General features: G+C 70.3%; 22 protein-coding genes. 14 read left to right on the top strand and 8 right to left on the bottom strand.

Translation table 11 applies throughout. The features are described from left to right. Positions 1-178: 178 nt before the first annotated feature. From ABD747_RS14795 to ABD747_RS14770, 6 genes are all read left to right on the top strand, one after another. Positions 179-772 carry a TetR/AcrR family transcriptional regulator gene (locus ABD747_RS14795; protein ID WP_344805834.1) on the top strand — a complete coding sequence of 198 codons (594 nt, stop codon included), beginning with the start codon at positions 179-181 and terminating at the stop codon, positions 770-772. 287 nt (positions 773-1,059) lie between these two features. Beyond that, complete coding sequence (locus ABD747_RS14790) at positions 1,060-1,803, top strand: methyltransferase domain-containing protein (protein WP_344805832.1); 744 nt, start codon at positions 1,060-1,062, stop codon at positions 1,801-1,803. A 220-nt stretch (positions 1,804-2,023) separates the two neighbouring features. Then, positions 2,024-3,895: a molecular chaperone DnaK gene (gene dnaK / locus ABD747_RS14785; RefSeq protein WP_344805830.1), complete on the top strand. Its 1,872-nt coding sequence runs from the start codon at positions 2,024-2,026 to the stop codon at positions 3,893-3,895. Beyond that, the gene (gene grpE, locus ABD747_RS14780) at positions 3,892-4,569 is read left to right on the top strand and encodes a nucleotide exchange factor GrpE (protein ID WP_344805828.1); all 678 of its coding nucleotides are present in this window, start codon (positions 3,892-3,894) and stop codon (positions 4,567-4,569) included. Before dnaK ends, grpE begins: the two co-directional genes overlap by 4 nt. Before the next feature lie 21 nt (positions 4,570-4,590). Beyond that, on the top strand, positions 4,591-5,757 hold the full coding sequence (gene dnaJ, locus ABD747_RS14775; protein WP_344805826.1) for a molecular chaperone DnaJ: 1,167 nt from the start codon (positions 4,591-4,593) through the stop codon (positions 5,755-5,757). A 16-nt stretch (positions 5,758-5,773) separates the two neighbouring features. Beyond that, a complete protein-coding gene (locus ABD747_RS14770) occupies positions 5,774-6,214 on the top strand; it encodes a heat shock protein transcriptional repressor HspR (RefSeq protein ID WP_344805824.1) in 441 nt (146 codons plus the stop codon). On the opposite strand, the gene ABD747_RS14765 is transcribed toward ABD747_RS14770, so the two are convergent. Continuing rightward, on the bottom strand, positions 6,201-7,259 hold the full coding sequence (locus ABD747_RS14765) for an NAD(P)-dependent alcohol dehydrogenase (protein ID WP_344805822.1): 1,059 nt from the start codon (positions 7,257-7,259) through the stop codon (positions 6,201-6,203). The two genes, ABD747_RS14770 and ABD747_RS14765, sit on opposite strands and share 14 nt — an antisense overlap. A gap of 83 nt (positions 7,260-7,342) precedes the next feature. On the opposite strand from ABD747_RS14765, the gene ABD747_RS14760 reads away from it, so the two are divergent. From ABD747_RS14760 to ABD747_RS14745, 4 genes are all read left to right on the top strand, one after another. Next, a complete protein-coding gene (locus ABD747_RS14760) occupies positions 7,343-8,005 on the top strand; it encodes a TetR/AcrR family transcriptional regulator (RefSeq protein ID WP_344805820.1) in 663 nt (220 codons plus the stop codon). A gap of 149 nt (positions 8,006-8,154) precedes the next feature. Then, positions 8,155-8,838, top strand: a complete 684-nt coding sequence (locus ABD747_RS14755; RefSeq protein ID WP_344805818.1) for a response regulator transcription factor — start codon at positions 8,155-8,157, stop codon at positions 8,836-8,838. Positions 8,839-8,892: 54 nt separating this feature from the next. After that, positions 8,893-9,552 carry a hypothetical protein gene (locus ABD747_RS14750; protein WP_344805816.1) on the top strand — a complete coding sequence of 220 codons (660 nt, stop codon included), beginning with the start codon at positions 8,893-8,895 and terminating at the stop codon, positions 9,550-9,552. Next, positions 9,552-10,724, top strand: a complete 1,173-nt coding sequence (locus ABD747_RS14745) for a sensor histidine kinase (protein WP_344805814.1) — start codon at positions 9,552-9,554, stop codon at positions 10,722-10,724. Before ABD747_RS14750 ends, ABD747_RS14745 begins: the two co-directional genes overlap by 1 nt. Here ABD747_RS14745 and ABD747_RS14740 read toward each other — a convergent pair. From ABD747_RS14740 to ABD747_RS14720, 5 genes are all read right to left on the bottom strand, one after another. Continuing rightward, the gene (locus ABD747_RS14740) at positions 10,702-11,958 is read right to left on the bottom strand and encodes an MFS transporter (protein ID WP_344805812.1); all 1,257 of its coding nucleotides are present in this window, start codon (positions 11,956-11,958) and stop codon (positions 10,702-10,704) included. The two genes, ABD747_RS14745 and ABD747_RS14740, sit on opposite strands and share 23 nt — an antisense overlap. A gap of 326 nt (positions 11,959-12,284) precedes the next feature. Further along, positions 12,285-12,392, bottom strand: a complete 108-nt coding sequence (locus ABD747_RS14735) for a SapB/AmfS family lanthipeptide (RefSeq protein WP_344805811.1) — start codon at positions 12,390-12,392, stop codon at positions 12,285-12,287. Then, positions 12,389-15,013 (bottom strand): class III lanthionine synthetase LanKC, encoded by a 2,625-nt coding sequence (gene lanKC, locus ABD747_RS14730; protein ID WP_344805809.1) that lies wholly within the window; start codon positions 15,011-15,013, stop codon positions 12,389-12,391. The genes ABD747_RS14735 and lanKC overlap by 4 nt, the downstream gene beginning before the upstream one ends. A gap of 227 nt (positions 15,014-15,240) precedes the next feature. Continuing rightward, positions 15,241-17,514: a choice-of-anchor J domain-containing protein gene (locus ABD747_RS14725; protein WP_344805807.1), complete on the bottom strand. Its 2,274-nt coding sequence runs from the start codon at positions 17,512-17,514 to the stop codon at positions 15,241-15,243. A 164-nt stretch (positions 17,515-17,678) separates the two neighbouring features. Then, entirely contained in the window at positions 17,679-18,068 is a 390-nt protein-coding gene (locus ABD747_RS14720) for a VOC family protein (RefSeq protein ID WP_344805805.1), read from the bottom strand. A gap of 271 nt (positions 18,069-18,339) precedes the next feature. Here ABD747_RS14720 and clpB point away from each other — a divergent pair, with 271 nt between their 5' ends. Continuing rightward, complete coding sequence (gene clpB, locus ABD747_RS14715; protein WP_344805803.1) at positions 18,340-20,937, top strand: ATP-dependent chaperone ClpB; 2,598 nt, start codon at positions 18,340-18,342, stop codon at positions 20,935-20,937. Positions 20,938-21,369: 432 nt separating this feature from the next. On the opposite strand, the gene ABD747_RS14710 is transcribed toward clpB, so the two are convergent. Further along, positions 21,370-21,561 carry a hypothetical protein gene (locus tag ABD747_RS14710; RefSeq protein ID WP_344805801.1) on the bottom strand — a complete coding sequence of 64 codons (192 nt, stop codon included), beginning with the start codon at positions 21,559-21,561 and terminating at the stop codon, positions 21,370-21,372. Between the two features lie 127 nt (positions 21,562-21,688). Between ABD747_RS14710 and ABD747_RS14705 the strand changes: the two genes are divergently transcribed. The 3 genes from ABD747_RS14705 (at position 21,689) to ABD747_RS14695 (ending at position 24,039) form a co-directional block, all read left to right on the top strand. Beyond that, positions 21,689-22,282: a TetR/AcrR family transcriptional regulator gene (locus ABD747_RS14705; protein WP_344805799.1), complete on the top strand. Its 594-nt coding sequence runs from the start codon at positions 21,689-21,691 to the stop codon at positions 22,280-22,282. 12 nt (positions 22,283-22,294) lie between these two features. Beyond that, positions 22,295-23,128, top strand: a complete 834-nt coding sequence (locus ABD747_RS14700) for a spermidine synthase (protein WP_425562536.1) — start codon at positions 22,295-22,297, stop codon at positions 23,126-23,128. Between the two features lie 296 nt (positions 23,129-23,424). Continuing rightward, positions 23,425-24,039, top strand: a complete 615-nt coding sequence (locus ABD747_RS14695; protein WP_344805797.1) for a hypothetical protein — start codon at positions 23,425-23,427, stop codon at positions 24,037-24,039. Here ABD747_RS14695 and ABD747_RS14690 read toward each other — a convergent pair. Next, complete coding sequence (locus ABD747_RS14690) at positions 24,008-25,183, bottom strand: pyridoxal phosphate-dependent aminotransferase (RefSeq protein WP_425562535.1); 1,176 nt, start codon at positions 25,181-25,183, stop codon at positions 24,008-24,010. The genes ABD747_RS14695 and ABD747_RS14690 overlap by 32 nt on opposite strands. Positions 25,184-25,196 lie beyond the last annotated feature (13 nt).

Below are 25,196 nucleotides of genomic sequence, written 5' to 3'. Positions count from 1 at the left end.
CTGCTGCGGTCCGGAGTCGACGCGCACCTTTGCGACATGCCGTCTCGAACCTGACTCGAGCGTACGTTTCGGGACACCTCGTCCGCAACATGCGGACAGTGATGTCGCTAACACAGGAAGAGCAGCAGTGCGGCGTAGCATCCACTGAACCGGTCCATGCGTGCGGAGGGAGGACGGGTTGCCGAAGATCGCTGCGCCGACCGTCGCCGAGCATCGGGAGATGATCCGGACCCGACTGATCGACGCGGCCGAGGCGATCCTGCGGGATCCGTCCGGTCGGCTCACGGCCGGGGCGGTGACCTCGGCGGCCGGGATCGCCCGCAACAGCATCTACCGCTACGTCGACTCCGTCGAAGATCTCCGCACTCTCGTCGTCGACCGCTACCTGCCCGACTGGCTGACCACGGTCGAGGCCGCGATGCAGGCTGCCCAGACTCCCGGGGACCGGGTCGTGGCGTGGGTGCGGGTCAATCTCGAGCAGGCCGCGGCCACCGGCCACGGCTGGCTGATGGAGGCCGCCCGAAGCCAGGCGCCGAACGCCGCCGTCGACGAGAGTGTCACCGAGGCCCATACCGGCATGCGCGACACCCTCGCCGGCGCATGGAGCGACCTGCTGCGCGCGCATCCCGACCGCATCCCCATCGCCGCCGGCATGACCGTCGGCATCCTCGACGCGGGATTCCGCCAGCTCGACCGCGGCCAACCCGTCGATCTCGTCATCCGGCTCGGTGCAACCGCGGCCCGAGCACTCGTCGGCAGCCTCACCGTCTGACCGATCCGTGACCTCCCAGGTTCTCGTGCGGGCCGGGCCACGGGTGTTGGAACTGTCCGTTTCAGGTGCGGACCCAAGGCGTCCCACAAAGGGACCCTTCTGGGAAGGTCGGCGATCTCATCACCGCGATGCGAGCTGAACCTCTGCCCGAGCCACCACGCCGCCCTCGCTTCTGGCTGGCGGCGAGCCCGCCGATGGTTTGCCAGACTGGTCGGGTGGAGGTCGAAGGCGAATCCAGGTCTGGGGATGCTGCGGCTTGGGAGTGGGATCCGGCATCGTACGGGCGGGTGAACAGTCTGCAGCAGCTGCTGGCTGAACGCGCGCTGGCCGACCTCGTACTGTCGGGCGACGAAGACGTCCTGGACCTCGGTTGTGGTGACGGTCGGGTGACCGACATGGTAGTCCGCCGGCTCACCACCGGGTCACTTGTCGGTGTGGACCCCTCGGCAGCCATGATCGAGGGGGCACGCGAGCTGTTGGCGGCCGATGGGCGCGCACGCTTCGAGCTGGGCACGGCTGCCGCGCTGCCGTTCGTGGCCGCGTTCGACCTGGTGACGTCCTTCAACGCGCTGCATTGGGAGACCCGTTGGCGCGATGCGCTGGTCCGGATCAGAGCGGCGCTCCGGCCGGCAGGACGCGCGTTGTTGGTCTTCGTATGCGACGGTGAGCGTCCGAGTCTGGAGGACGTCGTGGTCGAGCTCAGCACCCGAGGGCAGTGGGCGGCCGCCTTCGAGGGTTTTGATCTGCCGTACGTCCACGTGGACCCGCAGGCGTACGCTTCGGCGGCGGAGGGGTCGGGTCTGCGGGTGGACGCGATCTCCATCGACGATGTGTTCTGGGACTTCGGAAGTCGCGAGGCGTTCGCCGACTGGTGCGCGGCCGGCCTGGTCGCTTGGACCGGCAGCCTGCCTGAGGCCGACCGACGTGAGTTCGTGGAGAGCGCGGTCGACGCGTACGCCCGCGTTATCGGGACCGACGCCCGCCTCGGCTTCCTGCAGTGCCTGGTGCGCCTGACCGCCGTGTCGCTGTGAGGCGCCCGGGTCGAATGTCCGTAGGCCGACGTCCGAGCACCCGCGTCGGTAAACCTGCCCGGCCGGAGTGGGCGTGAACCTGCGGGCGCGGACTGACATTCCTGCGGAAATCGGGAACAACCCCGACCACCCCAAGGTTGAGCCTAGTGCACTCAACTTGTAAGCTTGAGTCAAGCAGACTCAAGTTCAACACTGTCTTCAACCTGGAGGAATGCAAACCATGGCTCGTGCAGTCGGGATCGACCTCGGAACCACCAACTCCGTCGTCGCCGTGCTCGAAGGTGGAGAGCCCACCGTCATTCCGAACGCCGAGGGTTCGCGGACCACGCCCTCGGTGGTCGCCTTTGCCAAGGGCGGTGAGGTGCTTGTCGGCGAGGTCGCCAAGCGCCAGGCCGTCACCAACGTGGACCGCACCATCCGGTCGGTCAAGCGCCACATGGGCACCGACTGGACCGTCAAGATCGACGACAAGACCTACCGGCCGCAGCAGATCAGCGCGTTCGTGCTGCAGAAGCTGAAGCGGGACGCCGAGGCCTACCTGGGCGAGACCGTGACCAACGCCGTGATCACCGTGCCGGCGTACTTCTCCGACGCGGAGCGCCAGGCCACCAAGGAGGCCGGTGAGATCGCGGGCCTGAAGGTCGACCGAATCATCAACGAGCCGACCGCGGCCGCGCTGGCGTACGGCCTGGACAAGTCCGGCAGCGAGCAGACCATCCTCGTCTTCGACCTCGGTGGCGGCACCTTCGACGTGTCTCTGCTGGAGATCGGCGACGGCGTCTTCGAGGTCAAGGCCACCAAGGGCGACAACCGGCTCGGCGGCGACGACTGGGACGGCCGGATCGTCGACTGGCTGGTCAAGCAGTTCAAGAACAAGAACGGCACCGATCTGAGCCAGGACAAGATCGCCCGGCAGCGGCTGCAGGAGGCCGCGGAGAAGGCGAAGATCGAGCTCAGCTCGGCGAGCGAGACCTCGATCAACCTGCCCTACATCACCCTCGGCGAGTCCGGTCCGCTGCACCTGGAGGAGAAGCTGACCCGCTCGGAGTTCCAGCGGCTCACCTCCGACCTGCTGGACCGCTGCCGCGCGCCGTTCAACGCGGTGATCTCCGATGCCGGCATCAGCGTTGGCAAGATCGACCACGTGATCCTGGTCGGCGGCTCCACCCGGATGCCGGCCGTGGTCGACCTGGTCAAGGAGCTGACCGGCGGCAAGGAGCCCAACAAGAGCGTGAACCCGGACGAGGTCGTGGCGCTGGGCGCCAGCCTGCAGGCCGGTGTGCTCAAGGGCGAGGTCAAGGACGTGCTGCTGCTCGACGTCACCCCGCTGAGCCTCGGCATCGAGACCAAGGGCGGTGTGATGACCAAGATCATCGAGCGGAACACCACCATTCCGACCAAGCGGTCCGAGGTGTTCACCACCGCCGACGACAACCAGCCGTCGGTGATGATCCAGGTCTATCAGGGCGAGCGCGACTTCGCGAAGGACAACAAGTCGCTCGGCAACTTCGAGCTGACCGGCCTGCCGCCGGCACCGCGCGGCGTGCCGCAGATCGAGGTCGCCTTCGACATCGACGCCAACGGCATCGTGCACGTGCACGCCAAGGACCTGGCCACCGGCAAGGAACAGTCCATGCAGATCACCGGCGGATCCGCGCTGGGCAAGGACGACATCAACCGGATGGTGCAGGAGGCCGAGGCGCACGCCGAGGAGGACCGCAAGCGTCGCGAGGGGGTCGAGCTGCGCAACGAGGCCGACAACCTGGTGTTCCGCACCGAGAAGCTGATCAGCGAGAACGAGGACAAGATCACCGACGACGTGAAGCAGCCCGTGGTGGAGGCCATCGCCGAGGTGAAGTCCGCGCTCGAGGGTGAGGACAACGACCGGGTCAAGGCCGCGGTGGAGAAGCTCAACTCCACCAGCGCAGCGCTCGGCCAGGCGATGTACGCGGCCGCGCAGGCCCAGCAGGCGCCGTCCGAGGCGGGCGCGCCGAGCGACAACGCCGACTCCAACGGGTCGAGCGCGTCGTCCGACGACGACGTGGTGGACGCAGAGATCGTCGACGACGAGACCTCGGGTGAGCGCAAGTGACCCAGGCACCTGATCAGGGCCCGGACGAGCAGCGCGGACCGACCATCCGTGACAAGCGGCGGATCGATCCGAACACGTACGAGGTGAGGGAGCCGCAGGCGACTGCGGCTCCCGCCGCGGAGGAGCCCGTCGGCTCGCCGCGGCAGCCGGATGCCCGCGACGAGGAGCTGGCCAAGACCAGGACCGACCTCGCGGAGCGAACGGCTGACCTGCAACGGCTCCAGGCCGAATATGTCAACTACAAGAGGCGGGTCGATCGTGACCGGGACGTGTCCCGGGTCGCCGGCGTGGAGAGCGTCCTGAAGGACCTGCTCAACGTCGTCGACGACATCCGGTCGGCGCGCGAGCACGAGGAACTCACCGGCGGCTTCAAGGCCGTGGCCGAGGAGGTCGAGCGGGTCACAGCGAAGTACGGCCTGGAGAGCTACGGCAGCAAGGGCGACGCGTTCGACCCGCACATCCACGAGGCGTTGCTGCACATGCACACCGACGGGATCACCGGGCCGACCTGCGTCGAGATCCTGCAGCCGGGCTACCGGATCAAGGACAAGATCATCCGGCCGGCTCGGGTCGCGGTGGCCGAGCCCGATCCGAACGCGCCGGTGATCGAACCGGTCGACGAGACCTCAGACGCGCCCGAGGCGGGTGCCGATGACACCGCTGCTGGCGACTGAGCCGCACGAAGGGAGGCGTTCATGAGCACGAAGGACTGGATCGAGAAGGACTTCTACAAGGTCCTCGGCGTGTCCAAGGACGCCACGCCCGAGGAGATCAAGAAGGCCTATCGCAAGCTGGCCCGGGAGAACCACCCGGACCAGAACCCGGGCAACCGCGAAGCAGAGCAGCGTTTCAAGGAGATCTCCGAAGCCAACGACGTACTGTCCGACAGCAAGAAGCGCAAGGAGTACGACGAGGCCCGCAGCCTGTTCGGGGGCGGTGGCTTCCGCTTCCCGCGCAGCGGTCAGGGTGGCGGCCCGTCGGTCGACGACCTGTTCCGCAATGCCGGCGACGGCGGCGGGCTGGGCGACATCTTCGGCGGGCTGTTCGGCGGTGGCGGTTCGGCCGGAACCCGGACGACGCAGCGGTTCAGCACGAGCCGCGGTCCGCGCCGGGGCACCGACGTCGAGGGCGAGGTGACCGTCGACTTCCAGCAGGCGGTGGACGGCACCACGGTCGCCATGCAGATGGTCTCCGACGCGCCGTGCACGGCTTGTCACGGCACCGGCGCGAAGGCCGGCACCGTGCCGCACGTCTGCCCGACCTGTGAGGGCAGCGGGATGCAGACCTCGACCTCGGGCGGCGTGTTCCAGGTGACCGAGCCGTGCCGGGACTGCCGCGGTCGCGGCATGATCGTGGACGACCCGTGCCCGGTCTGTCACGGCTCCGGTCGGGGCAAGTCGACCAAGACCATGCAGGTCCGGATCCCGGCCGGGGTGACCGACGGTCAGCGGATCCGGCTGAAGGGTCGGGGCGGTGCCGGCGAGAACGGCGGCGCGCCCGGCGACCTGTACGTCGTCGTGCACGTCCGTCCGCACCCGGTGTTCGGGCGTCGTGACGACAACCTGACCTTGACCGCTCCGGTGACCTTCGCCGAGGCGGCGCTGGGGGCGGAGATCGAGGTCCCGACGCTGGGTGGACCGGCGGTGAAGCTGCGCGTCCCCGCGGGCACCCCGAACGGACGGACGTTCCGGGTCCGCGGCAAGGGCGTCAGCAAGCGCGACGGCAGCAAGGGCGACCTGCTGGTCACCGTCGAGGTCGTCGTGCCGGCCGGACTGACCGACGAGCAGCGTGCCGCGCTGACCTCGTTCGCCGACTCGGTCGGCGTGCAGAACCCGCGGGCCAAGCTGTTCACCACCGCCTGAGGGAGGGTGACTATCGATGTCCACCACTCCCGAAGGCGGGCCCCGGCTCCCGCAGCCGTTCGACCGCGACGCGCCCGTCTTCGTCATCTCCGTGGCGGCCCAGCTCGCCGGCATGCATCCGCAGACCCTGCGGACGTACGACCGGATGGGGCTGGTGTCGCCGCGGCGGACGGCGAAGCGGGGGCGGCGCTATTCCGCCCGTGACGTCGCGCTGCTGCGAATGATCCAGCGGCTCAGCCAGGACGAGGGGATCAACCTCGAGGGCATCCGCCGGATCCTCGCCATGGAACGCGAGTTGGAGACCCTCCGGGCCCAGGTCGCCGAGCTGGCTCAGCTGCTCGCTACCGCCCGGCAGGCGCCGCCCGGCGCCCGCGTCTTCACCGCCGACGAGTCCGGCGGGGTGCACATGGGGCACGGCACCCGCCGTACGTCACCCCGGGCCATCACCTCTCGCTGAGCGCCTCGCTGCCGATCCGCAGCACGATCTTGCCGCGCTGGCCGCCGGCGACGAGAAGGTTCATCGCGACGGCCGCGTCGTCGAGGGTGAACCGGTGCGGGTCGACGGCGGGGGTCAGCCGACCGTCACGTCCCAGCTCGGCCAGTTCGGCCAGTTCCCGCTGACGCACCGCAGAGGCGAGCATGACGATCCGTTGCCGGAGGAACGGCGACCTCAGCGCGCCGCCGATCGACCTGCCGACCCCGCCGAGCAGCGCTCCGCCGCTCTCGGCGCCGATCATGACGATCGTCCCGTCGGGTGCCGTGAGCCGGCGGAGCTCGGCGATCGACCGCCCGCCGCCGATGTCGAGCACGAGATCGAACGGGTCCCGCTCGGACAGCTTCGCGTTCTCGTAGCCGATCGCCTCGTCGGCGCCCAGTGCCCGGACGAACCCGGTCTTGGCCGAGCTGGAGACACCGGTGACGGCGGCGCCCGCCGCGGTGGCGATCTGGACCGCGAAGCTGCCGACTCCTCCGGAGGCACCCAGCACGAGCACGCGCTGTCCCGGGACGGCCCGGCCGGCGGTGTGCACCGCCTGCCACGCCGTCACACCGGACACCGCGGCAGCGGCGGCCTCCGTCCAGGACCAGGCCGCGGGCTTCGCGGTGAGCCTGTCGGCAGCTGCCACCGCATACTCCGCGCAGCTGCCGTTCCCGGCGCCGAAGACCTCGTCCCCGACCGCGAGCTGATCGACTCCGGGGCCGATGGCGACGATCCGACCGGACAGATCCAGGCCGGGCACCGGGTTCTTCGGCCGGCGGAGGCCGAAGGCCAGCCGGGCCGCGTACGGCCGGCCGGTCATCAGGTGCCAGGTGCCCCGATCGATGGCCGCCGCCTCCACCGCGACCAACACCTGGCCCGGACGCACCACCGGCCGAGGTCGCTCGCCGCAGTGCCACACGCCGGAGGCCCCGTACGACTGCTGCAGCACCGCCCGCATGTGTTCGGTGCCGCGTCCCGTTCCACTCGCCTCGACCGGCCTCGGCTCGGTGCCCATGGTCTCCATCCCGCTTCTCCTCTGCTTCTCACGACGTGTCATCGCTGTACTAAGTACGTTGTACAAAGTACGGTAGACGATAGAGTGAGCGCGTGGCAAGAGAACGGATGCCGGTGCGAGAGCCGCTGAGCCGGGCAAGGATTCTCACTGCCGCGCGCGCCGTGGCCGACGAGCACGGGCTCGGCGGGCTGACCATTCGCGCGCTGGCCGGGCGTTTGGATGTCAAGCCGATGGCGGTCTATCACCACCTGCCGAACAAGGAGGCGATCCTGGACGGCCTGGTGGACGAGGTGTTCGCCGAGGTCGAACTGCCCGGATCCGACTGCCCGTGGGAGGAGGCAATCCGGATCCGTTGCCATTCCATGCGGGCGGTGCTTCGCCGGCATCCGTGGGTGATCGGCCTGCTCGAGTCCCGGCTGAATCCGGGAGAGCAGACCCTGATCCACCATGACGTCATGCTCGGGACGCTGCGAGCGGCGGGCTTCTCGGTGGTCGGTGCCGGTCACGCGTACGCCCTCCTGGACAGCTATGTCTACGGTTTCGCCCTCCAGGAGGCGTCCCTGCCGTTCGGGCCGGACGATGCCGCGGACGTCGCCGGCGAGATGATGGCGGCGGTCTCCGCGGCCAGCTACCCGCATTTGACCGAGTTCGCCGCGCAGCGGGTGCTTCGCGGCGACTACGACTTCGGTGCCGAGTTCGACGTCGGCCTCGACGTGGTGCTGGCCGGTCTGGAGAGGTTCCGGCTCGCCAGCTGACGCCACCCGGATCCCCTGCACGCCCTCGGATCCCCTGCACGCCCTCGGATCCCCTGCACGCCCTCGGATCCGTTACCCGGGGTGCAAAGTCGACCAGGGGATCCGAGTTTCGGGGGCCGACGTGGGTGGTGCCCGATAGGTTGACGATCGTGACCGGGACCGAACCGATCGTCCGCGTCGTCGTCGCCGACGACCAGGCTCTGGTCCGCGCCGGGATCGTGATGGTGCTGGGCGCGAGCCCGGAGATCCGGGTGATCGGCGAGGCGACCAACGGCGCCGAGGCCGTGACGCTCGCCGGCGAGCTACGCCCGGACGTGGTGATCATGGATCTGAAGATGCCCGGGATGGATGGCATCCAGGCGACCACCGCGCTGGTCGAGAACACCAGCGGCGGCGACGACGTGATGAAGGTGCTGGTGCTGACCACGTTCAACGACGACGCGTCCGTGCTCGGTGCGCTGCGCGCGGGCGCGAGCGGGTTCCTGGTCAAGGACGAGGCACCGCTCCACCTGATCGACGCCGTGCTGACGATCGCGGCCGGCAACTCCTGGATCGACCCGTCGGTGGCGGGCCAGGTGATCAAGGCACTCGGCGAGGCGCCGCGGGTCGGAGTTGGCGCCGACGCGCGGATCGACGCGCTGACCGCCCGGGAACGAGAGGTGCTGGTGCTGATGGCGCACGGCATGTCGAACGGCGACATCACCAGGAAGCTGTTCCTGAGCGAGGCCACCGTGCGGACCCACGTCTCCCGGATCCTGATGAAGACCGGCTCTCGCGATCGGACCGAGGCGGTCGTGCTGGCCTATCAGTCCCGCCTGGTCCAACCGGGCTGACCGCTTCGCCGGATTACCGTTGGGGTCTCGGGTCCTGCGCTGGATAATGTCGCCGTGCCTACCACGGTCGAGGTGTACCGCGTCGAGTCCGACGAGACCACCGGCGCGTTTCTCGGATTCGGCTCCCTGCTGGATCCATCGGTGGTCTTCCTGCATCCAGCCGCTGTGGAGCCGGAGCCCGACGGGCCGGTCGAACCGGGTCCGATCCGCCCCGGCCCGATCCACCCCGGCCCGATCCACCCCGGTCCCATCCGTCCCGGTCCGGTCCGTCCGGGCCCGTTCCGGCCCGACTTCCCGCTCGAGCCCCGGATCGCCCAGCCGCTGCACGACGAGCCGGCTGCGGCGCCGGCCGGCCCGGGTGCACCGCAGGCCCGGGCCCGCTGCCGGATCCGGACCGACACGTCGCTGCTCACCCTCGACGGCGTGATCCTGCCGGCACCGACCGAGGTGAGCGTCGCGGCGCCGACGGCGATCCAGCTGGACATCATGTTCGCCGGCGACATCGACGTGATCGACGTGCCGCAGGGACCGGGGCATCCGACGGCCGACGAGGCTGCCGACGCGGTGATGGCGTTCGTCACCGAGGCAGCTCTGAGCGACCCGCCGGCTCCGGCCACCCCGCCGCCGGCCGGACCCGATGTCGACGACCACCGTCCGCACCCGGGGCGGCGACCCTGGTACTGCGTGATCTGCCCGGGCGCGTTCGGCTGCTGATGTCGCGGGGCTGGCTGCAGCGGCTGGTGCCTCGGGGGGCCACCCGGCGCCGGCTGTTCGTCCTCGCCGACGTCGCCCTGCTGCTGGTCGCCGCCGTCGTCGATCTCGTTCTGTGGGGCTTCGATCCGGCCCTGCGGATCTCTCCCGGTTCGGTCCCGATCCCGGCCGTCCTGATCACCACGGTGATCACCTTTGGCGCCCAGCTCTGGCGCCGCCGCTATCCGTGGCCCTGCTACGCGATCGCCTGGGCGTACGCGGTCGGCTGGTCGCTCCTGATCCCGTACCAGCCGTTCACCGCACTGCTCATCGCGCTGTACGCGGTCGCCCGCCGCCGTGCGCTGGGTCAGGCCGTGCTGGCACTGCTCGGTGTGGTCCCGGTGATCGCTGCGGCCACCTTCAGCACGGCCAGCTGGCACCCGACGGACGCCGCCGGGGTGCTGGTCTCGGTGCTCGTCTGGTGCGTGCTGTACGGGATGGTCTGGACGATCGCCCGGTTCGCCTGGTCCGCCACCCGGGCCGCCGAGCTGCGCGAGACCGCCCGTGCCGCCGAGGCCGCCCTGGCGCTGTCGGACGAGCGACTCCGGCTGGCCCGCGAGCTGCACGACATCGTGGCCCATTCGGTCACCGGGATCGTGCTGCAGGCCGCGGGCGTACGTCGCAATCCGGCCGTGGGCGAAGATCAGCTCCGCGGCAGCCTGGAGCTGATCGAGCGGACCGGAACCCAGGCGATGCGGGAGCTGCGCCGGCTGCTCGGCCTGCTGCGCACGCCGGAGGGCGATCGGCCGGGCGCGAGCCTGGCCGAGCTGGACCAGCTGGTCGAGCTGACCGAGGCCTGCCAGATCCAGGTTCGGGTGCACGAGTCGGGCGAGCCACGCCAGCTCGCGCCCGAGCTGGACCATGTCGCGTTCCGGGTGGTGCAGGAGTCGCTGGCGAACGTGATCAAGCACGGCGGCCCCGGCTCGACCGTCCAGCTCGGTCTCGACTGGGAGCCGGCCCAGCTCAGTGTCGACGTTCGCAACCAGCCCGGCGACGGGCCGACGGCGGGGCTGCCGACCGAGAACTCCGGGCTCGGGCTGCGCGGTCTCCGGGAGCGGCTGCAGGCCGCCGGCGGCGAGCTCGTCGCCGGACCCGACGGCAGCGGCTTCCGGGTCAGCGCGCGGCTGCCGGGCTGACGGCTGCGTCGGCCGGCCCAGGTGCCGCGGCCTCGGCGTGCAGCTGTCGCAGGTTGCGCAGGCCGGAGACCGAGAACACCAGGGCACCGACCAGCACCGCGTCCAGCGCGACGAAGGTGGCCAGCGGGCCCCAGGCGCCGAGCGCTGCACCGGCGATCATCGGGCCGACCGGCGTCGCACACAGGGCGGCGAACGACATCGCGCTCTGCACCCGGCCCTGGAGCTCGTCCGGGGTGATCGCGGTCAGCTCGGTGAGGATCACCGCGCTCATCACCGGCGCCAGCACGGAGCAGCCGACGATCAGCGCGCCCATCGCCAGCGGGTGCTCGACCACTCCCATCAGCGGGATCAGCAGCACCATCGCGCTCAGCGTGCCCAGCACCAGCTGTCCGGAGGAGAACCGCCGGCGCAGCCACGGCATGGCCAGCGAGCCGAGCATGGCGCCGACCCCGGCGCTGGTGACGATCGCGCCGATCGTCGTGCTGGAGGCGCGCTCGGCGTCGGAGACCGCGATCGCGGCCACGATCACGCCGCCGAAGATGCTGTTGATCGCCGCGGCGACGATCACGACGTATCGCAGGAAAGGCTTGCCCAGCACGAATCTGAGGCCGGCGGTGGCCTCGTTGATCAAGTTCGGACCGGGCGGCTCGATCACCGCCAGCGAGGTCCGGATCTGCAGCAGCAAGACCGCGGAGACGGCGAAGGTGAGCGCGTCGAAGGCGAACGGGAGCCAGGGCGCGATGCCGAAGGTGGCGCCGCCGAGCAGCGGGCCGATCAGATAGACGGCGGAGTTGCGGGCCTGGACAACGGCGATCGCGGCGCCGAGGTCGTCGGCGCGGACCAGCCGGCGCAGGGCGGCGGCGGAGCTGCCGGCGAACAGGCTGCCGAACGCGCAGTCGATCACGGTCACCGCCAGGATGAGGGGCAGCGAGGCGAACCCGAGCGCCGCCGCGACCGCCAGCGTCGCGACGGCGAGGAAGCAGCCGAGATCAGCGACGATCATCAGCCGTCGCCGGTCGAACCGGTCCGCGAGCACCCCGGCGGGCAGCATCACGACCAGCTCGGAGATGGACTCAAACAGCGCCACGGTGGCCATCAGTGCGGGCGAGTGGGTGACGGAGAGGACCAGCAGCGGAACGGAGACGACCGAGCCGCGCGAGCCCAGCTTGGAGGCGGCCTGGCCGATCCACAGCCGGCGGAAGTCCGCGTTGGCGCGCAGCACGGTCGTGTTCATCGTGGTCCTGTCGTGAGAGGTCGGTGAGACGTTCGACGACGGATGCTCCCTCGTGCACCGCCGAGTCGGGCTCCGAGCCGGAGCATGATCGACTTCGCCGGACGAGGGAGCATCCGTCGTCGGGTGTGGGCTAGCCGCCGTTGCAGCAGACGATGCTCAGCGAGCTCGAGTGCGTGCCGGCCGCGGGACGCCGCGTGGCGCCCTTGGTGGACAGTGCCTGGAGACCGAGAACGTTCATGAGAGTTCCCCCCTTGGAGAGTTCGTGCTGGTGGATGGTGGCCCGGACGCAGACGCGTCCGGGGTCGTGCCGGCGTTCGAGCCGAGGCTCAGTTGCCGTTGCAGCAGACGATGCTCAGCGAGCTGGAGCCGCCGCCGGCCGGCGGACGACGGGTCGCGCCCTTGGCGGTCAGCGCCTGGAGGTTGAGAACGGTCATCGAGATTCACCCCCTTCCGGGTGTTGCGGGCCGAAGCCCAGGGCGGGCAGCAGGTCCCATCCGCCGGTCGAGCCGGCGGGGGAGGTCTGGGGTCGGGCCGCGCGAGATCGAGCGGCGTGCAGCGCGAGCGCCGCGCCGGCCGCGCCGGTGGCGAGGTCGCCCGACAGCCGGACCAGGCCGTCACCGGGCAGGGACAGCCCGCGCGGGTGGTCGATCAGGTGCCAGCCGAGCCGCTCACGGTGCACGGCGGTCATCTCGTCGCGCTCGGATCCGTCCAGCAGCAGCGCGGAGCCCAGCAGCAGCCCGGCGCGACCGTTGAACAGGCCACCGAACAGCACCACGCCGATCCGGCAGGTGCGTCGCGCGGCTGCCAGCGCGGCGGCGAGGTCCGGGTCGTCGCGGTGCCGCAGGTAGGCCTGCAGCGCCAGCCCGACCCCGATCGCCCCGTCGCCGAGATAGAGCAGGATCCGTCCACCGTCGCGGACGTGCAGCGCCCCGGCCTCGTCGATCAGACAGCCGTCCAACTCGCGGCGCAGCGCGCTCGCCGCGTCATCGAGCAACCGCGGATCGCCGATGCGTTCATACAGCCGGACGAAATACAAGCCGATGCCCGACCAGCCGCGCAGCAACCCGCCCTCCAGCGGCTCGGTCAACCCGGACTCTTCGCCGGCCAGCAGCGCCCGGAGGGCGAACGCGTCCGCCACCGCGGCGTCGGCGAGGGCCGGGTCGCCGATGGCCAGCGCGGCGAGGCCGTGCCCGGCGGCACCGTTGAAGATCCCAGCCGTGGTGTCGAGGTGGCGCTTGCCGCGGGCCGCGACGAAGACCTCGAACGCCTCGTCCGGCCGGCCTAGCTCGGCCAGCACGACGGCGGCGCCCGCGGTGCCGGCATAGAGACCGCCGTACGGTCCCTCGGCGCGCAGCGCCCGCTCGGCCAGCCAGTCGACGTGCACCGGATCCAGCAGGTCCGGGGCGACCGTCGCCACCGCGTGCACCACGCCGGCGGCACCGTAGGCGAGCCCGTGGCCGCCGTAGGAGAAGACCCCCGGGTCGGCCGGGAACAGCCGGTCCGTCCGCTCCGGGGTCGCCGCCGCCAGCGTGCTCTGCAGCAGCCGTCGCTCCAGCGGTACGTCCTCCGCCGACCGCGCGGGTCGTTCGACGGCGCCGGTGGTGAGGTGAGCCGCCGACCGCCCCGACACCCGCCGCAGCTCGGCGAGGATGCCGGCGCCCCAGCCCGCCGGCAGCGGGAACAGCTCGGTCGCGGCGGCCACCAGCCGCTCGGCGACGCCGGCGCGTCCTCCCGTGGCGGGGGCGAGTTCGGGGTCCCAGACCAGCAGCCCGGTCAGCGGCACGAAGACCGACAGCCGCAGGCAGGCGAGGGCGTAGTCGTCCAGCGCCCGACCGGAGCGGACGTCACGGTGCCGGAAGGCCGGATCGCCGAGCAACACCGGCGATCCGCCGTCGAGGTCGGTGGCCAGCTCGCCGTCGATCAGCGAGATCGACCCGTCCGGCCGGACCATCACGTTGTTGGCGTGCAGGTCGGCGAACACCAGGCCGCGTTCGTGCACCGCGGCGAGTGCCGCAGCGACGTCGTCGCCGACCCCGAGCGCCCAGTCGGTGTAGGCCGCGAGCTCGGCCGCGGACGGATCCGGATGCAGATACGGATAGTGGTCGGTCAGATAGGTATGCAGGCTGTCGCCGTCGACCAGCTCCTCGATCAGGAAGTGGTGCTCCCACGCGGTGAACTCGCCCAGACATCGCGGCAGCACGCCGCTGCCGTCCAGCCGGCGCAGCACGTTCGCCTCGTGCCCGAGCCGGCCGACCGCGTCCCGGCCGGTCGGGTCCAGGCCGGCCCACGGCCGGGCCTCCTTGACCACCACCGCGCGGCCGTCGGCGTCCTCCCCGACGTACACGCCGCCGGCGTTGGAGTGGTGCAGCGCGTCGGTGATCTGGACCGGCAGGCTCGCCTCGACCTCGGCTGCGGCCGCCAGCGCCTGCTCCACGACTCGCGGCGTGGACACCCACTCCGGCACCCGGAACACCGGATCGCGGCGGTCCGGCTCGCAGCTCGCGTCTGGCCGTTCGATCACCAGCGTCGGCTCCCCGTCGTCCTCCGCGGCCGCCCAGCGATCCAGGAAGGCGCCGTAGCGCAGATAGAGCGGGCCGGCGCCCCAGCGCAGATCGCCGAGGACGTACGGCCCGGCCAGGCCGGCGAGCTTGGGTCCGAGCCGGTCGAGCAGTGCCTCCAGCCGGTCCTCGTTCTCGGGATAGATCGCGGCGAGCTTGCCGCTGGCCCCGCGGGTCGCGTACTTGAGATTGGTCAGCCGGTGCGCTCGGGTGCTGCGCAGGAACTTGAACGCGAGCCCTTCGCCGAGGCAATGCTCGACGACGATCCGCAGCGCCTCGTCGGCCTGCTCGGGCAGCACCGAGAGATGGACCTTCCAGCCCTGGGCTGGCAGCCGCAGCTCGTTCGGCTGGAACCCGATCCAGAGCCCGCGGGTCGCCCGGCCCCAACCCTCGGGCACCGGCCGGCGGGCCACCTCGAACAACTCGGCGGAGTCGTCCATCCGCTCGGGCGCCTCGAAGAAGTCCGGGTCCGCCACCAGGAACGCATCACCAATCACGGTGATAAATCTCCCGGGTTTCCCGCTCCGGATCGTCGGAGCGGGAACGCAACTACGGCCGTACGTTCCGGGGCTGACGGCGCCCGGCCCGCCTCATCGCGCGGACGTACGACGGCGCCGAGTCACCAGCTCAGCGCGGCAGCTGCGGGCAGTCCGGCGAGCGCGCGAGACCCCGCCGGCCCAGGTGGGCCGGCGGGGTCACGTCGGGTGTTACCGGTGGGAGGCGATCAGAACTTGTCCGCCTTCACCTTCACTGCCTTGCTGGACTGCCCACCGCCGGCCTGGACGACCTTGTTCACGGTGAGGGTGTAGAGCGCCGCGGGCTGCAGCTGCTCGGTCGGTTCGTCGTAGCTGACGATGGCGACCACCCGCGGGTACTTGCGGAACTGCGCGAGATCCTTCGAGTTCAGGCTGAACGACCGCTTGGCGTAGGTCTTCACCAGCGCCTTGTGCTTGCCGGTGTCCAGACCGACCAGCCGGACGTTCCAGGCCGCCACCTTGGCCGGCCGGGCCTGGGTGAACGACTTGAACGCGCTCGTGCTGGATCCGTCGCTGACCAGCGTGCCGCCGACCTTGACGTTGTCGACGTAGAACCCGCCGTCGTTGGTGCCGCCGTCGCTGACGTAGCGGAAGCCGATCAGCACCGACTTGCCCGCGTACGCGCTCAGGTCGAAGGTCTGCGTCGCCCAATCCTCGGCGTCACCGTTGAGCGCCGGACCGTACGGCCCGTCCTCGGTGTTGTCGTTCGCCAGCGCGGTGTAGGTCTCGCCGCCGTCGGTCGAGATCACCGTGTAGGCGTAGTCGTACGTCGGCTCGGCCAGGTGCAGCTCGTCGAACGTCAGTGTCGCGTTCGTCGTCGGCACCGTCACCGGGGTCACCGCGCTGGCGTCGAGGTTGCTCGAGTTGCCCGACCAGAGTGCGGCATTTCCGCTGTGCTGCGGCGGGTTGGCGACACTGGTCCACTTCAACGGCTCGGGCACCAGCTGCTTCGCACCGCTGAACTTCAGCGACTTGAGCTGCTTACCCTTCAGGTACAGCCCGCTGCCGGCGCGCAGGCCGACGTAGTCGGCGCCGTTCGCCGAGGCGCCCGGATCCGCGTACGACTCCGGGTTGCCGAGGTTGACGGTCGAGTTCAGGCTTTTCGAGGTCACCCGGGCCTTGCTGATGCCCTTGACCTTGCCCTTCTTCGTGTCGACGTACTTGTCGACCAGGGTCGAGACCTGGAAGTCGTGCAGCACCTTGTAGACGTCGACCCCGTCGGCGTAGCCGTCCAGCGCGTCTTGGAGCCCGACCAGACCCTGGGCGTTTCCATCGCGGTGCAGCGTGCTCATGAAGCCGATGCCGTAGCGGTCGTAGAGGAACAGCATGAAGGAGTACGCCTCGCCGTAGTCGGCCAGGATCTCGCTTCCGCTGCCCTGGTCACCCCACAGCGTCAGCGAGTTCGCCGGTCCGCCACAGTCGCGCGGATTCGGGTTGTACGCCGTCTGTACCGTGCCGAAGCCCTGGTAGCAGAAGATGTGGCTGTCGGCGCCCTTGTCGAACACGGTCTTGGTCGCGTCGACATAGCCCACCAGCGTCTGAGCGAAGTCCGACAGGCCCTCGTTCACCCAGCTGACCTCGTTCGGATCCTGGTAGTACTCCAGCAGGTGCTGGTACTCGTGGGCAAAGGTGCCCTCGTACAGGTAGGGCCGCGCCGGCCGGCTGGTGCACGGGTCGCTGGTCGCGGCGTCCTGCGGGTTCGCCGTGGTGCGGTGGGCCCAGTCGAAGGCGTCGATCGTCATGATGTTGCGATCGAGCAGCTCGTTGAAGCCGGCGGAGAAGAAGCCCGCGATGTAGGTCGGGTTGGCCGGGAACGCGTAGTAGTTGTCGTCCCGGACGTTGTCGACCAGGGTCATGATCTTGTTGCCGTCGCCCGAGGGATCGATGCCAGCGGCGAGCGCGTCGGGATCCGCCTTGCTGCCGTCGCGATCGGGGGCGACGCTGAAGGCCTGCGACTCCTTCGGGAACATGTTGTCGTCGAACTGGTCGGCCAGCTCCTGGGCTTGCGCTCGGGTGACCGTCGTCGAGTTCGCGATCTGGTTGCGGCAGTCGCCGGCTGGGAACGAGGTATCGTCGGCGACCCACACCTCGATGTGCGCGCCCACCGCTTGGAGCGTGTAGCTCTTGAGCAACAGCTTGTTCTTGTAGTCGTCGAGACCGATGAGCGTGCGGGTCGTGCCGACCGGCGGCGTGGCGCCTGACTCCGCCTGCGCCCGTACCTTCGCCCTCGCCTTGGAGTTGGCCGCAGCCTTCGCCTTGATGTCCTTGGTCGAGAACTTCTTGTGCGGGTCGATCTCGCGGACGTCGGTCTTGACGACGACGGGTGCCTTCTTGGCCGGAGCAGCCGAGGCGCCCGGCGCGAGCGTGGCGGTCAGGCCGAGGCCGAGGACGGCCGCGGCGACGACGGCGATCCGCCCACGCCGGCGACGCACCCGGTCACGGGTGAGAGCTGTGTGATCCATCGAGACCCTTCTGGGGTTTGTGAGGATGGCTATCTGCCGTCGAACATTCAAAAGGAAGTTTCATTTTTTCCGCAAGACCCTTCGGGATATTCGTCACAGAATCGTCGTTCTTGTCGCCGGACACCGCGATCGGAGTCGATCGTCGGTGGTACTCGACCGAGGATCTACTCCGCTGTCGCGCGGTCGGCGTTCCCGGGCGCGTCCTCGATGTAGACCAGGCCGTTGCCGTCCGGATCCGCGAAGAAGAACATCGGCGGCACGCCCGGCATCCGGACGAGCTCGTCGTTGTGCAGGGTGGCCCCGGCGTCGCGAAGGCGGGCATGGGCATCCTCCGCGCTGCTCGTCCCCATCCGTACGGCGACAGGGATCGGGCTGTCCGGTGGGAGCAGCACGAATCCCACGCTCGACCCGGGTGGGACCACCTCGACCAGCCGGGCGCCCGGCCAGACTTCGACGTCGGTGACGAGCTCGCAACCCAGCACCTCGGTATAGAACGCCAGCGCGCGATCCTGGTCCGCCACCGGCATCGTCACGCTCATGATCCGCGTCGTCATCGCCATGCGCTGTCAGACCCCGCGGGCGGCCCGATCTCATCGGCTCAGATTCGCGCCGCGGCGGGAATCCGGGGCCCGCTGGGAGCCATTTGGCTCCCAGTTGCCCGCCACGGGCGGGAATGGGCGGTGGCGCGACGGGGACCCGAGGGCACCCGGCCGCCGTGCACCAAACAAGTTGAGCGAACCGCGCTCAAGGTGGAATACGGTCTTCGCGCGAAGGGTTGAGCCTAGTAGACTCAACTCAGTTCAGACAGACACGCGAAGGACCTGGATGGATACCAACAAGCTGACGACGAAGAGCCGGGACGCCGTCTCGGCCGCCCTGCGCAACGCGCTCACCGCGGGCAACCCGAACGCCGAGCCGGTGCACCTGCTGCACGCGCTGTTGATGGTGCCCGGCAACACCGTGTCGCCGCTGATCAGTGCGGTCGGCGCCGACCCAGCCGTGGTGGATGCCGCGGCGCAGGGCGCGATCGCGAAGCTCCCGTCCGCGAGCGGCTCCTCGGTCAGCCAGCCGGCGGTGTCCGGCGCCCTGGCCCGGGTGCTCGCCGACGCCGAGAACCGGGCGGACTCGCTCGGTGACTCCTACGTCGCGACCGAGCACCTGATGATCGCCCTGGCCGCGGTCGAGTCCGCGGCCAAGAAGATCCTGCGCGACCTCAAGGTCACGCCGGACAGCCTCACCAAGGCGTTCAACGACTCCCGCGGCAGCAAGCGGGTGACCAGCCCGGAGGCCGAGGGCACATCCTCGGCCCTCGACCAGTACGGCGTGGACCTCACCGCGCAGGCGCGCGAAGGCAGGCTGGACCCGGTGATCGGCCGGGACACCGAGATCCGTCGCGTGGTCCAGGTGCTGGCTCGGCGGACCAAGAACAACCCGGTGCTGATCGGCGAGCCCGGCGTCGGCAAGACCGCCGTCGTCGAGGGCCTGGCGCAGCGGCTGGTCGCCGGCGACGTACCGGATTCGCTGAAGGGCCGCCGGCTGGTCTCGCTCGACCTCAGCTCGATGCTGGCCGGCGCGAAGTACCGCGGCGAGTTCGAGGAGCGGCTGAAGGCCGTGTTGACCGAGATCAAGGAGGCCGAGGGCCAGGTCATCACGTTCATCGACGAGCTGCACACCGTCGTCGGCGCGGGCGCGACCGGCGAGGGTGCGATGGACGCCGGCAACATGCTCAAGCCGATGCTGGCCCGCGGCGAGCTGCGGATGATCGGCGCGACCACGCTGGACGAATACCGCGAGCGGATCGAGAAGGACCCGGCGCTGGAGCGCCGCTTCCAGCAGGTGTACGTCGGTGAGCCCAGTGTCGAGGACACCATCGCGATCCTGCGCGGCCTGCGCGAGCGCTACGAGGCGCACCACAAGGTGGCCATCACCGACGGCGCGCTGGTCGCCGCCGCGAGCCTGTCCAACCGCTACATCACCTCCCGGCAGCTGCCGGACAAGGCGATCGACCTGGTCGACGAGGCCGCGTCTCGACTGCGGATGGAGATCGACTCCTCGCCGGAGGAGATCGACCAGCTCCGGCGCAGCGTCGAGCGGATGAAGATGCAGAAGTTCGCGCTGGAGAAGGAGACCGACGCGGGCAGTGTCGAGCGGTTGCACCGGCTGGAGAGCGAGCTGGCCGACGCCGAGGAGGAGCTGCGCGGGCTCGAGGCCCGCTGGGAGGCCGAGAAGCATGGCCTCAACCAGGTCGGCGACCTGAAGGCGAAGATCGACGAGCTGCGGATCGAGGCCGACCGGGTGCTTCGCGAGGGCAACCTGCAGCGGGCCAGCGAGATCAACTACGGCGAGATCCCCGAGCTGCAGCGCCAGCTCGCCCGCGCCGACGAGGCCGAGCTGGCGACCAAGCCGATGGTCTCCGAAGAGGTCGGTGCATCCGACATCGCCGAGGTCGTCTCCAACTGGACCGGCATCCCGGTCGGGCGGCTGCTGCAGGGCGAGACCGAGAAGTTGCTCTCGATGGAGTCGCGCCTGGGCGAGCGGCTGATCGGTCAGAAGAAGGCCGTTCGCGCGGTGTCGGACGCCGTCCGGCGGTCGCGGGCCGGCATCTCCGACCCGAACCGGCCGACCGGTTCGTTCCTGTTCCTCGGGCCGACCGGTGTCGGCAAGACCGAGCTGGCCAAGGCGCTGGCGGAGTTCTTGTTCGACGACGAGCGGGCGATGATCCGGATCGACATGAGCGAGTACTCCGAGAAGCACTCGGTGGCGCGCCTGGTCGGTGCGCCCCCGGGCTACATCGGCTACGAGGAGGGCGGCCAGCTGACCGAGGCCGTCCGGCGGCGGCCGTACTCGGTGGTGCTGCTGGACGAGGTGGAGAAGGCCCATCCCGAGGTCTTCGACATCCTGCTCCAGGTGCTCGACGACGGCCGGCTGACCGACGGCCAGGGACGTACTGTCGACTTCCGGAACGTGCTGCTGATCCTGACCTCCAACCTGGGCTCGCAGTTCCTCGCCGATCAGACGCTGGACGCCGACACCAAGCGCCAGGCCGTGATGAACGTGGTGCGGAGCTCGTTCAAGCCCGAGTTCCTCAACCGGCTGGACGAGATCGTGTTGTTCGACGCGCTCGGCACCGAGGAACTGGCACAGATCGTCGAGATCGCGCTGCAGCGGCTCAACAAGCGGCTGGCAGATCGCCGGATCAGCGTCGAGGCCACGCCTGCGGCCAAGGACTGGCTGGCGCTCACCGGGTTCGACCCGGTCTACGGCGCCCGCCCGCTCCGCCGGCTGGTGCAGACCACGATCGAGGACGAGCTGGCTCGCCAGGTGCTGTCGGGTCAGGTCAGCGACGGTGACACCGTGGTGTTCGACGTCGACGAGGGCAAGGACGGGCTGGTGTCCGTCGCCCCGGAGCCGGCGAACGCCTGAGCCACCGGCAATACCTCTACGGCACACAAGGGCCGGGACCCATCCGTGGGTCCCGGCCCTTCTGCTGCGTCGTTCACCCCGTCCGCCTCCAGATCCTCGGATCCCCTGCGGCCCGCCGGATCCCGTATAGCGGATCCGACGTCACCGAGGGGATCCGACGTCGCCTCTCCAGATCCTCGGATCCCCTGTACCTCGCCGGATCCCGTATAGCGGATCCAAGGTCACCCAGGGGATCCAAAGTCACCCAGGGGATCCAAAGTCGCCCAGGGGATCCGAAGTCGTACAAGGGATCCGACGTTGCACAGGGGATCCGACGTAGCCCCCTCAGATCCTCGGATCCCCTGCGGCCCGTCGGATCCCGTATAGCGGATCCGACCCCGCACAGGGGATCCGAGGATCTGGGGGTGAGGCAGTGCGGAGGGGCGGGTTGGGTCAGGCGGCCTCGGTGCAGTCGGCCTGCGAGATGGCCGGGACGGCCGGAGCGGTGCGGACGATCGGCGCGGCCTGCGTTCGGCGGGCGGCCCGGGTGGCGCGGGCGTCGAGCCGGCGCTGGAGCCGGGTGGCACGCTCCTCGACCTCGAGGCGCTGCCAGTCGTTCATGGTTCCCCAGGGCAAGGTGCTCATCGGGACTTCCTCCTTGTTAGTGTGCTCTTACATAGTAAGAGGCGACTAACATAGAGCGCAAGAGGTTATGTATGATCTCTCTTACATTCGTTCCCGAGGATGCCGATACCGATGAGGAGAGTGGGCGGTGGGATATCACCACGGCGACCTGCGGGTCGCACTGATCGACGCGGGCACCGAGCTGGTCGCCGAGGGCGGGCTGCCGGCGCTGTCGGTGGCCGAGGCCGCTCGGCGCACCGGGGTCAGCGCAGCCGCGCCCTACCGGCACTTCCCGAGCCGCCAGGATCTCGTCGTCGCGGTCGCGACCAAGGCGGCTGAGGAGCTCGACGCCGCCATGCGGGCCGCGGCCGACGAGGCGGGGGATGACCCGACCGAGGCGATCGCGGCCGCCGCGGCGGCCTACGTCCGCTTCGCCGGCACCCGGCGCACCGGATTCGACGTGGTCTTCGCGCCCGAGCTGCGCGGGGTGCACGATCCGTCGCTGCGCGATGCCGGCCGGTCGGTCAGCGACATCGTCCTGCTCCGCGCCATCGCGGCGACCGGGGGCGACACCCAGGCCGCGGTCGACCTCATCCCGCAGTTCATGGCGGTCGCGCACGGCTCGGCCTCGATGCACCTGATCGGGATCTTCGCCGACCTGGACGCGGCCGCCCGGCTGGCCGCAGACACCATGCGGAGCCTGCTGAACGGCGCCGGCCGGCTGCCCGAGCCCGGCTCGTAGGACGATGGCCGGGTGGCCGAGCATGCGATCGTCCTCCGGCCGGGCACGGTGCTGATCCGCGACCCGGCCCGCGTCAACGCGTACACGCTCCGGATCGGCGGCACCGACCAGAGCTACGTCGACCTGGACGATCCGAGCAATCTCGAGTTCGACTACGTCCAGCGGATCGCGGACCTGATCGACGTGCTGGCACCGCCGGCGGAGCGGATCAGGGTCGTCCACGTGGGCGGAGCCGCGATGGCGATTCCGCGCTATCTGGCCGCCACCCGGCCGCGGTCGGCGCAGGTCGTGCTCGAGCCGGACGCCGCGCTGACGGCCTGGGTCCGGGAGTGGTTGCCGCTGCCCCGGCAGAGCGGGATCAAGGTCCGCGCCACCGACGGTCTGGCCGGGGTCGCCGAGCTGCCGGACGGCTACGCCGATCTGGTGGTCGTCGACGCGTTTCTCGGCGCCCGGGTGCCGGCCGAGCTCACCACTGTCGAGTTCTTCGCCGACGTGGCCCGGGTTGTCGCGCCGCGCGGGGTGCTGGCGATCAACCTGACCGACCGCGGGCCCTTCGGCTACGGCCGCCGGGTCGCCGCCGGTCTGCTCGAGGCTTTCGCCCAGGTGCTGTGGTCGGCCGAGCCTTCGACGATGAAGGGCCGCCGGTTCGGCAATGTCATCCTCGCCGCGTCGGCGCTCCCGCTGCCGGTGCTCGACTATGCCCAGCGGGCCGGCTCCGGACCGTACCCCTATCGGGTCCTCACCGGGTCCCGGCTGACCCAGCTGGTCGCCGGCGCGAAGCCCTTCGCCGACGAGGATGTGTCGCCCTCGCCGGACCCGCCCTTCGACTTCTTCCGCGGGTTCTGATCCGCGAGCCGTCAAGGGGCGGGTCACGGCGCTGGGTGTTGCAACCCCAGTGCAAGTCCGCCCTGCCACTCCGCACCCCCGAAGGTGACTCCGCACCCTGTGCGCGGGGCGCGGAGTCGCCCTGCGGGGTGCGGAGTCGGCTCGGGGCTGCTGGATGGGGCGCGTGAGTCGGCTGTCGGTGAGTACGTCGACGAGTGGGCCATCGCAACCCTTGTGGTCCACGCATCGAGGGTCCGCGCTAGCCCTTCTGGATTGACGACCGGCCACCGTTCGACCGGGACCGTAACCTGGAGCGCATGGCCTACCAGCCCCAGTTCATGCCGCCGGGCAGCAGCTCGGCGCCGTCCGGTGTGCCGGGATATCCGCCGCCGAACGCGGGCTACGGCCCCCAGCCCGAGTATCCGCGGCCGGCCTATCCCGGACCGGTCGGCTATCCGGCTGGCCCGCCGGGGACGTACGTCATCCAGCAGCCGCACCGTCCGCAGCGTCCGGCGGTGGTCGCGATGTCGGCCAGCATGACCGTCTCCGCGACCGCGCTCTGGGTCTGCGCGCTGGCGACCGCCTGGCTGTTTGCGGCGGCCGGCCAGGCTCGGCTGGCGGCGGACCAGGACTTCGACGGCCAGGTGCTGATCATGCTCAACCGGTTCTCCGCTCGGCTGCTGGACGGCCTGGCGATCCCGCTCTTCGGGCTGCCCGCGATCGCGTTCGTGGCCGCCTTCACGCTGCTGTCGGGCCGGCGCTGGGCGCAGGTGTTCTATAGCTTGCTGGGCGCGGTGAGCATCGGCTGGCTGGTCTGGTGGCTGCACCTCAGTCCCGTCTGGGCGGTGGCGCCGATCGCCTACATCCTGATCTGCGTGGCGATTCTGTGGACCCCGGCAGCTATCCGCTGGTTCGGCCCAGACCGCGGTTGAGCCGCTCGATCGCGGTGTCGAGCACCTCGTCGCGCTTGCAGAAGGCCCAGCGGACGTACGGCCGGCCGGCCTCGATGTCGTCGTAGAAGACCTGGTGCGGAATGGCGACCACCCCGCACCGGGTGGGCAGGTCGCGGCAGAACTCGATGCCGTCGGCGTAGCCGAGCGGGCGTACGTCGGTGGTCATGAAGTACGTCCCCCTCGGCATCGCCGGCTCGAGCCCGATGCCGCGGAGGCCGGCCGCGAGCCGGTCCCGCTTGCGCTGCAGGTCGGCCCGCAGCGCCGCGACCCAATCGTCGCCCTCGTTCAGCGCCCGCGCGATCGCCGGCTGGAACGGCGCGCCGGAGACGTAGGTGAGGAACTGCTTGACCGCGGTGACCTCGCTGATCAGCTCCGGCGTGCCGAGCGCCCAGCCGATCTTCCAGCCGGTGGCGGAGTAGGTCTTGCCCGAGGAGGAGATCCGGACCGTACGCTCCCGCATGCCGGGGAAGGTCGCCAGCGGCACGTGCCGCGCGTCGTCGAAGACCAGGTGCTCGTAGACCTCGTCGCAGACCACCAGCACGTCGTGCTCCACGGCCAGCCGGGCGATCTCGGCCAGCTCGGCGCGGTCCAGCACGGTTCCGGTGGGGTTGTGCGGGGAGTTGATCAGCACCAGCTTGGTCCGCGGCGTGAAGGCGGCGGCGAACTCGTCCAGGTCGAGCCGGAAGTCGGGGCCGAACAGGCCGACGCCGACCCGCGTCCCGCCGGCCAGGTCGATCGAGGCGGCATAGGAGTCGTAGAACGGTTCGAGCGCAATCACCTCGTCGCCGGGATCGACGAAGGCGAGGATCGCGCTGGCCAGCGCCTCGGTCGCGCCGGTGGTGACCAGGACCTCGGCGTCCGGGTCGTAGCCCAGACCGTAGTGCCGGGCCGAGTGGTCGGCGATCGCCTGCCGCAGGGGCGCGATGCCGCGGCCGGGCGGGTACTGGTTGACGCCGTTCGCGATCGCCTGCTCGGCCGCTGCCAGCATGAACGCCGGGCCGTCGGTATCGGGAAAGCCCTGGCCCAGGTTCACCGAGCCGGTGGACACGGCCAACGCAGACATCTCGGCGAAGATCGTGGTGGTCGACGACCGGACCCGGCCGGCTCTCCACTGCGACGCCACGCACCGAACAGTA

This window comes from Microlunatus ginsengisoli (assembly GCF_039537205.1).
GTDB lineage: Bacteria > Actinomycetota > Actinomycetes > Propionibacteriales > Propionibacteriaceae > Microlunatus > Microlunatus ginsengisoli.
Note: the sequence above shows the minus strand (reverse complement) of the source record. Positions and strands in the feature narration are given on the sequence as shown.

Coding starts and splice junctions, on each gene's coding strand:
- dnaK (WP_344805830.1), top strand. CDS start 2,024: ATGGCTCGTGCAGTCGGGATCGACCTCGGAACCACCAACTCCGTCGTC.
- dnaJ (WP_344805826.1), top strand. CDS start 4,591: ATGAGCACGAAGGACTGGATCGAGAAGGACTTCTACAAGGTCCTCGGC.
- ABD747_RS14770 (WP_344805824.1), top strand. CDS start 5,774: ATGTCCACCACTCCCGAAGGCGGGCCCCGGCTCCCGCAGCCGTTCGAC.
- ABD747_RS14765 (WP_344805822.1), bottom strand. CDS start 7,259: ATGGAGACCATGGGCACCGAGCCGAGGCCGGTCGAGGCGAGTGGAACG.
- ABD747_RS14745 (WP_344805814.1), top strand. CDS start 9,552: ATGTCGCGGGGCTGGCTGCAGCGGCTGGTGCCTCGGGGGGCCACCCGG.
- ABD747_RS14740 (WP_344805812.1), bottom strand. CDS start 11,958: ATGAACACGACCGTGCTGCGCGCCAACGCGGACTTCCGCCGGCTGTGG.
- ABD747_RS14735 (WP_344805811.1), bottom strand. CDS start 12,392: ATGACCGTTCTCAACCTCCAGGCGCTGACCGCCAAGGGCGCGACCCGT.
- ABD747_RS14725 (WP_344805807.1), bottom strand. CDS start 17,514: ATGGATCACACAGCTCTCACCCGTGACCGGGTGCGTCGCCGGCGTGGG.
- ABD747_RS14720 (WP_344805805.1), bottom strand. CDS start 18,068: ATGACGACGCGGATCATGAGCGTGACGATGCCGGTGGCGGACCAGGAT.
- clpB (WP_344805803.1), top strand. CDS start 18,340: ATGGATACCAACAAGCTGACGACGAAGAGCCGGGACGCCGTCTCGGCC.
- ABD747_RS14710 (WP_344805801.1), bottom strand. CDS start 21,561: ATGAGCACCTTGCCCTGGGGAACCATGAACGACTGGCAGCGCCTCGAG.
- ABD747_RS14695 (WP_344805797.1), top strand. CDS start 23,425: ATGGCCTACCAGCCCCAGTTCATGCCGCCGGGCAGCAGCTCGGCGCCG.